Origin of the sequence: Thiohalocapsa halophila, assembly GCF_016583825.1 — a bacterium.
Taxonomy (GTDB): domain Bacteria; phylum Pseudomonadota; class Gammaproteobacteria; order Chromatiales; family Chromatiaceae; genus Thiohalocapsa; species Thiohalocapsa halophila.
In genome coordinates this window covers 1-1294 of sequence record NZ_NRRV01000192.1, presented here as the reverse complement: position 1 = coordinate 1294, position 1294 = coordinate 1, and the positions used below count along the sequence as shown (strand labels likewise).

At 57.1% G+C, this 1294-nt stretch carries 1 rRNA gene; it reads right to left on the bottom strand.

The features are described 5' to 3' along the window. Nucleotides 1-1294 (bottom strand): 16S ribosomal RNA (locus CKO31_RS25905); the annotation flags it as partial.

Sequence of the window (1294 nt, the reverse complement as noted above, 5' to 3'; positions counted from 1 at the left end):
TGTGTACAAGGCCCGGGAACGTATTCACCGCAGCGTTGCTGATCTGCGATTACTAGCGACTCCGACTTCATGGGGTCGAGTTGCAGACCCCAATCCGAACTGAGACCGGTTTTTTGGGATTCGCTCCATCTTGCGATTTCGCAGCCCTTTGTACCGGCCATTGTAGCATGTGTGAAGCCCAAGACATAAGGGGCATGATGATTTGACGTCATCCCCACCTTCCTCCGAGTTGACCCCGGCAGTCTCCTATGAGTCCCCGCCTTTACGCGCTGGCAACATAGAACGAGGGTTGCGCTCGTTGCGGGACTTAACCCAACATCTCACGACACGAGCTGACGACAACCATGCACCACCTGTACACCGACCTTGCGGGGCACCCATCTCTGGGTGTTTCCGGTGTATGTCAAGCCTTGGTAAGGTTCTTCGCGTTGCATCGAATTAATCCACATGCTCCGCCGCTTGTGCGGGCCCCCGTCAATTCCTTTGAGTTTTAGCCTTGCGGCCGTACTCCCCAGGCGGGGAACTTAATGCGTTAGCTGCGGCACAGACCTCGTGGAATGAGGCCCACACCTAGTTCCCAACGTTTACGGCGTGGACTACCAGGGTATCTAATCCTGTTCGCTCCCCACGCTTTCGCTTCTCAGCGTCAGTAGTGGCCCAGAGACCTGCCTTCGCCATCGGTGTTCCTCCTGATATCTGCGCATTTCACCGCTACACCAGGAATTCCAGTCTCCCCTACCACACTCTAGTCTGCCCGTACCCACCGCAAGTCCGAGGTTGAGCCTCGGATTTTCACGGCAGACGCGACAAACCGCCTACAAGCTCTTTACGCCCAATAATTCCGGACAACGCTCGCACCCTACGTATTACCGCGGCTGCTGGCACGTAGTTAGCCGGTGCTTCTTCTGCAGGTACCGTCACTTTCGCTTCTTCCCTGCTGAAAGAGGTTTACAACCCGAAGGCCTTCATCCCTCACGCGGCGTCGCTGCATCAGGCTTTCGCCCATTGTGCAATATTCCCCACTGCTGCCTCCCGTAGGAGTCTGGGCCGTGTCTCAGTCCCAGTGTGGCCGGTCGCCCTCTCAGGCCGGCTACCCGTCGTCGCCTTGGTGAGCCGTTACCTCACCAACTAGCTGATAGGCCGCGAGTCCATCCCAGACCGAAAAACTTTCCACACCCCACCATGCGACAGGGCGTCATATCCGGTATTAGCCACCGTTTCCGGTAGTTATCCCAGAGTCAGGGGCAGGTTACTCACGTGTTACTCACCCGTTCGCCACTGATCCACCCCGAAG